Source organism: Salinispora goodfellowii (assembly GCF_059570675.1).
On sequence record NZ_JCANTD010000008.1, the window covers coordinates 174,834 to 181,081 of the forward strand.

At 68.5% G+C, this 6,248-nt stretch carries 5 protein-coding genes; all 5 read right to left on the reverse strand.

Translation table 11 applies throughout. The annotated features are described in order from the left end of the window. On the reverse strand, positions 1 to 2,244 hold a 2,244-nt coding region (gene katG / locus T398_RS11885; protein ID WP_496446610.1), incomplete at its 3' end, for a catalase/peroxidase HPI. Then, the gene (locus tag T398_RS11890) at positions 2,241 to 2,696 is read right to left on the reverse strand and encodes a Fur family transcriptional regulator (protein WP_496446612.1); all 456 of its coding nucleotides are present in this window, start codon (positions 2,694 to 2,696) and stop codon (positions 2,241 to 2,243) included. The genes T398_RS11890 and katG, both read right to left, overlap by 4 nt. Before the next feature lie 157 nt (positions 2,697 to 2,853). Further along, the gene (locus tag T398_RS11895; protein ID WP_496446639.1) at positions 2,854 to 4,311 is read right to left on the reverse strand and encodes a glycerophosphodiester phosphodiesterase family protein; all 1,458 of its coding nucleotides are present in this window, start codon (positions 4,309 to 4,311) and stop codon (positions 2,854 to 2,856) included. A 175-nt stretch (positions 4,312 to 4,486) separates the two neighbouring features. Beyond that, the gene (locus T398_RS11900) at positions 4,487 to 5,569 is read right to left on the reverse strand and encodes a questin oxidase family protein (protein WP_496446614.1); all 1,083 of its coding nucleotides are present in this window, start codon (positions 5,567 to 5,569) and stop codon (positions 4,487 to 4,489) included. A gap of 90 nt (positions 5,570 to 5,659) precedes the next feature. After that, positions 5,660 to 6,061: a VOC family protein gene (locus T398_RS11905; protein WP_496446616.1), complete on the reverse strand. Its 402-nt coding sequence runs from the start codon at positions 6,059 to 6,061 to the stop codon at positions 5,660 to 5,662. Positions 6,062 to 6,248: the final 187 nt, after the last annotated feature.

Consider the following 6,248-nt stretch of genomic DNA (forward strand, 5'->3'; position numbering starts at 1 on the left):
CTTGGTCCAGGCCGCGACGAAGTCCTGCACGAACTTCTCCCGCGCGTCCTCGCTGGCGTAAACCTCGGCGAGGGCCCGCAGCTGCGAGTTGGAGCCGAAGATGAGGTCGACCGCGCTGGCGGTCCACTTCACCTTGTCGGTGGCGAGATCCCGAATCTCGTACCCGTGCTCAGCGGACTCCGAAGCCTTCCACCGCGCGCCCGAGGCGAGCAGGTTGGTGAAGAAGTCGTTGGTGAGCACACCGGGACGGTCGGTGAGAACGCCGTGCCGGCTGCCGCCGGAGTTGGCCTCGAGCGCCCGCAGGCCGCCGATGAGGACGGTCATCTCGGGTGCGGTCAGGTTGAGCAGGTAGGCGCGGTCAATGAGCAGCACCTCCGGCTGGGTCTTCTCACCGGGACGCAGATAGTTGCGGAACGCGTCGGCCCGCGGCTCGAGCACCTGGAAGGACTCGACATCGGTCTGCTCCTGGGTGGCGTCGGTACGACCCGGCCGGAACGGCACGGTCACCTCGACGCCCGCGTCCCGCGCCGCCTTCTCGACCGCGGCCGAGCCGGCCAGCACGATCAGGTCCGCGAGCGAGATCTTGGCGCCACCGGCGGCGTTGAACTCCCGCTGGATCTCCTCCAGCGCCGCCAGGACGGTGGCGAGCTGCTCGGGCTGGTTGACCTCCCAGCTGCGCTGCGGCTCGAGGCGGATCCGGGCACCGTTGGCGCCACCGCGCTTGTCGGTGTGGCGGAAGCTAGCCGCGGAGGACCACGCGGTGGAGACCAGCTGGGCGGTCGTCAGGCCAGACTCAAGCACCTTCGCCTTGAGGGCGGCGATGTCGGCCGCGCCGACGAGCTCGTGGTCAACGGCGGGTACCGGGTCCTGCCACAGCTGCGGCTGCGCCACCCAGGGCCCGAGGAACCGGCTGACCGGGCCCATGTCGCGGTGCAGCAACTTGTACCAGGCCTTGGCGAAGGCCAGCGCGAACTCGTCCGGGTTCTCCAGGAAGCGACGCGAGATCCGCTCGTACGCCGGGTCGACGCGCAGCGACAGGTCGGTCGTGAGCATCGTCGGCTTGTGCTTCTTGGCCGAGTCGTACGCGTCGGGAATGATCGCCTCGGCGTCCTTGGCGACCCACTGCTTCGCGCCACCGGGGCTGGTAGTGAGTTCCCACTCGTAGCCGAACAGGATCTCGAAGAAGCGGTTACTCCACTGCGTCGGCCGGTCGGTCCAGGTCACCTCAAGGCCGCTGGAGATCGTGTCGGTGCCCACGCCGCTGGCGTGGCTGCTCATCCAGCCCAGACCCTGCGCCTCCAGGGGGGCACCCTCGGGCTCGGGGCCCACGTGATCGTCGGCGACCCCGGCACCGTGGGTCTTGCCGAAGGTGTGGCCGCCGGCGATGAGGGCCACGGTCTCCTCGTCGTTCATCGCCATCCGGCGGAAGGTCTCCCGGATGAAGTACGCCGCCGCGGCCGGGTCCGCGTTGCCCCGCGGCCCCTCCGGGTTGACGTAGATCAGACCCATCTCGGTTGCCCCGACACCGGCCACGAACTCCTTCTCGGAGACGTAGCGCTCGTCGCCGACCCAGGTGTCCTCCGGGCCCCAGAAGATCTCCTCGGGCTCCCAGACATCCTCCCGGCCGAAACCGAACCCAAACGTCTTGAAGCCCATCGACTCCAGGGCGACGTTGCCGGCGAGCACGAGCAGGTCGGCCCAGGAGATCTTCTGACCGTACTTCTGCTTGACCGGCCACAGCAGCCGCCGGGCCTTGTCCAGGTTGACGTTGTCCGGCCAGCTGTTCAGCGGCGCGAACCGCTGGCCGCCATCACCGGCGCCACCGCGGCCGTCATGGATGCGGTAGGTGCCGGCAGCGTGCCAGCTCAGCCGGATCATCAGACCGCCGTAGTGGCCGAAGTCGGCCGGCCACCAGTCCTGCGAGGTGGTGAGCACCTCGGTGACGTCCCGCTTCAGGGCCTCGAGGTCGAGCTTGGCGAACTCCTTGGCGTAGGAGAAGTCCTCGCCCAACGGGTTGACCTTCGCCGAGTTGGTGGAAAGCACCGACAGGTCAAGCTGATTGGGCCACCAGTCCCGGTTCGTACGCGGGCGGCCACCACTGACCGCGGTGGGAGAGTCGATCGCCGGGCTCTCGCTCTCGCTGCCGTGCGCGGTCACGGAGTCGTGCGCGACCGGACAGCCGGCCGCCGCCTTCTGATCCACGCCCTGCGCGCTGGCGGGGGCGTTGTCCTGAGTGTCGCTCATCTACTTCCCTTCACGTGGTGGAGCGCGGAAGCCGCGTCCGATTTCTTACAGTTGGGGCAGGTGCCCCGGTAGACAACCTCCGCCTCATCCACCACGAAACCCTGGTCGTCGGAGGCGGTGAGGCAGGGAGCGCGGCCAACCGCGCAGTCGACATCGGCGATCGCTCCGCAGGACCGGCACACGACGTGGTGATGGTTGTCCCCCACCCGGGACTCATACCGAGCGGGGGCGCCGGTGGGTTGAATGCGTCGCACCAGGCCGGCAGTGGTGAGCGCGCGGAGCACGTCATACACCGTCTGATGCGACACCGTGGGATTGTCTACCCGAACGAGGGCGATAACCTCGTCGGTGTCGACATGCGGATGGTCCCGCAGCGCGGCGAGCACCGCCATCCGAGGTCGGGTCACGCGCAACGAGACCGCCCGCAGCTGCGTCTCGAAGTCGGGCGTCACGCGACGACGATAACCAGTCTTCTGGAATGAATCAAGTTTTACGACGAGTGGCCACCCCTGCGGAAGGGATGGCCACTCGGAGCCGCGCGACGGCTCCACGAAAATCAGCGGTCCGGGGCTGCCAGGATCGGGGGCACCGCGGTCCCGTCGATGCTGCTCAGCGCTTGACCCGGTCGAACTGGAAGTAGTCGATGTTGAAGTTCTGGTCCACCGCGTCGTCCATCCGCACCTCGAACTCGTGCGCACCCTTCCGCAGGAAGTGGGTCTCCGTAATCGCCTGGGACTCAAGCGCGCTGTGTGATGTCGTGCCGACCGCCTTCATCGGACCGAACACCGTCTTGTCATCGAAGATGATCGAAAGTCGGCCCGCCGGGAAGTACGGCGACGACAGCCGCACGCTCGCCCGGTATTTCCCCGACTTGGGCACCTCGACGGTGTACTTGACCCACTCGCCGCCGCGGATGTAACACATCACCAGCGCGCCGTTGCTGTCACAGATGTCCACGCCCTCGTACTGGCGGCCCGCCGCGCCACCCCGGTTCTCGTCATCCAGGTCGTGGTAGCCGATCCCCTTACCCTCCCGCGAGTACTCCTCGGCCTGCACCCGCACCGCACCCTTCGGCAACGACGGCCACTGACCCCGACCACCGTGCTCCCGGTCCCGACTGGCCAACCAGCTGACCAACTGCTCCGGGTTGTCAGTCTGGATCATGTCCGCCTGGTGCCGATCCACCACCGCACCCCACCCCTGCGCCGGATCCCGCAACGACGACTCGTCGGTGTAACCGGCGGCCTGGCCGTACCACAAGGTGTTCATCCACACCCGGGCGTGCGACTGAACCGCCGCCAACGCCGCCGGCTGCACCTGCGGATCCGTGAGCCGATCGAAGCCGATCTCGTACGCCTGCGGAGCACGACCGGTGAACGCACCGATCTCGTCCACATTGTTGTCGTTAATCTTGTGCATGTAGAGAATCCCGGGATCGGAGTCGAGAAACTCCTGCGCGTCCGCCAACGTCGCCGGCCCCTTGAAGATGCCGTGATCAAGCGTGTCCGTCTCGACCAGGACGTCATACACCTCGTCCCGAATCTCCCACGCCTTGTCCAGGTTGACCAGGGCACGGCCCTTCACCACCGCCATCGCCTCGGCCAGGGTCGGTACCCGCTGACCGGTCAACGGCGCCTGATCGCCACCCAGGCCCACCTTCAACCGCAGCCGCTTCACCTCGGCCAGCGTCAACTCCGACACCGCACCGGTACCGTTCGTCGTCCGGTCCACCGTGCTGTCATGCATCAACACCAGATGCTCATCAGCCGTACGCCGCACATCGATCTCCACCACGTGCGCGCCGGCACGAACCGCGGACTTGATTGCCTTCAGGGAGAGCTCCGGTGCGGCACGCCAGTGCCCACGGTGCGCCGCCACCAGCACCTCCGCGCCTGGACCGTGCCGCAGAAACTGCTCCCGCACCTGGGCAACGGTGGGAGTAGGCGCCGCCTCGACGACCGAGGTCGGCGGGTCCGAGACCGTCGCCCCCGCCACCCGCGGCACCACACCAACCACCGCGCCCGCCGTCACCACGGCCAGCACCCCGCTCAACCACTTCGTATGCACGAGCAACTCCCGGTAGCCACCAGCATCAATGATCAGCGGCCTCACGCCGCTTCCGGCGCAGCCACCACCCCAACCTGCCCAACCGACTCGTACGCCTCGCCAAGGCTTCGTGACACCTCGGCGTATCCACAGTGAAGCTTCGCCCCGAACAGCCCAGGAACCGGGCCGCTGCGGTTCACCACGGCCCGATCTGTTCGGTTGCGCGTACTGACGCGGCGAGCAGGGCAGCGTCACCGGTGCTGGCGTACGCGTCGAGCACCGTATCGGCGAACTTGATGGCGTGCGGTCCGGCTGATTCCACCGCCAGCCGCATAGCCCCGGCAGCACCCTGTTCGGCCACGGGCAGCGGGCTGGGGTCCCCGATCGCCGGGGCGTACGCGGCAGTGACGGCTGCGGTGGCGGCCCAGCCGGCGGCGAGACTGGCCGGCCACATCTCCCGGGGCAGGGCGGGCAAGGTGCGCAGGACCGCGTTCGGAGCGGTGGCGGCGTGCACCAGCATGACCGGTGTGGCGTAACCATGGGTGCCGTACCGGGCAACCGCCGCGTGCACGATGCCGGCCAGCCGGGATGGCGGGCCTGGCGTACCGCCTGGACGACGCACGGTCTCCGGCCCATCGGCGGCACTCCCGCTACCTGCTCCTCGGCACGGCACCGCGCCGGCCACCGCGGGCCAGCCGGGGAGGTCGGCGAGCTGGGCGAGCCGGGCCCGGATGCCGAACCGCTGGTCGGGTACGCGGGGCACCGCGTCGAGCGCCGCGCGGGGGTCAATGGCCGGATACGGCCCGGCTCCGGGTGGCGCGAGGGGCTGCCAGCGGGCGGCCCAGTAGGCCAGCCCTTGCCCGAGTTCACCAACCCGGGGGGCGGTCTCCTCGTCCAGCAGGGCGCGAACCGCATGGCCGACGCGGATCACGCCGTGGGTGGCACCGGCCGCGATGCCGGGCAGCAGGCGGGGCCACCATCGAGCAAGCACCTGCCGCCACGGCTCGCCGGCCAGTTCCCGATCGAAGTAGTCGAGCCAGTCGCCGGTACGTACCGGGTCGCCGAGCGGGTCTCGCCACTCGTCGGCGGCGATCGGCTCGATCCCCCGTGGTCGCCCCTCTAGCCGGTCCGCGTACCCGTCCAACCATCGGTGCACGACCGCGGCATGGCCGTGCCTGGCCAGCGCCTCAACGGCCATGGGCGCATGGTTGGAGAGCCACCCATCCCGTTCCGGTCCGAAGTGCCGTATCCGCTGAAATGCCTCATCGAGTACATCCACTCGGGAACGGTAAGAGTTGAAGTGAGGTTTAGGTCAACTGCGGCATGCGCCAGGCGAACTGATCGAACTGATCGTGCTGGGCGCACTGGCTCAGCCCGCATTCGACCAGGTTCGACTCGACAGGACCACCCGGTAGCCATCCGGGTCCTCGACAGTGACGCCCCAACGATCCCAGTAGGGCCCCTGGGAGACCAACCGACCGCCGGCCTGCTTCAGGCGATCGACGATCGAGTCATCAATCGGCCGACCCAGGTAGAGCACCAGTAGATCCTCGGCGGTGGGCGCTGGCCGCACCGTAAGGTCGGCGCCGCCGACCAGTTCCAGGTGCCAGTTCGCCTCCCGTCGCCCGAGGATCAGCAGGTCATGCTCACCGGGCTGGTCCGCCGCGATCCGCTGCAGCAGGGCCAAGCCGAGACCCTGGACGTAGAACCGTTCCGCAGCCGCCAGATCGGTGCACGGGCGCGCGATCCGTACCGCCACCTCGTTGACCATCAGCCCTCCACTCGGTAGTCAGCCGCACTCCCGGCGAGCGCCGGCTCGTCACGGCGGCAGGATACCGGCGGCCACCACCCTAAGGTCCGCATTGAGGCTTTCCGCGTAACGGTGGGTGGCGTTGGGTAGCGTCCGGTTTCAGGTGGTTCGTTGATGGTCGATGTGGAGGATGACCAGGGCTGCGGCG

Bases quoted from the DNA above. Each gene is read 5' to 3' on its own strand.
- T398_RS11905 (WP_496446616.1), bottom strand. From the start codon at position 6,061: ATGGTCAACGAGGTGGCGGTACGGATCGCGCGCCCGTGCACCGATCTG.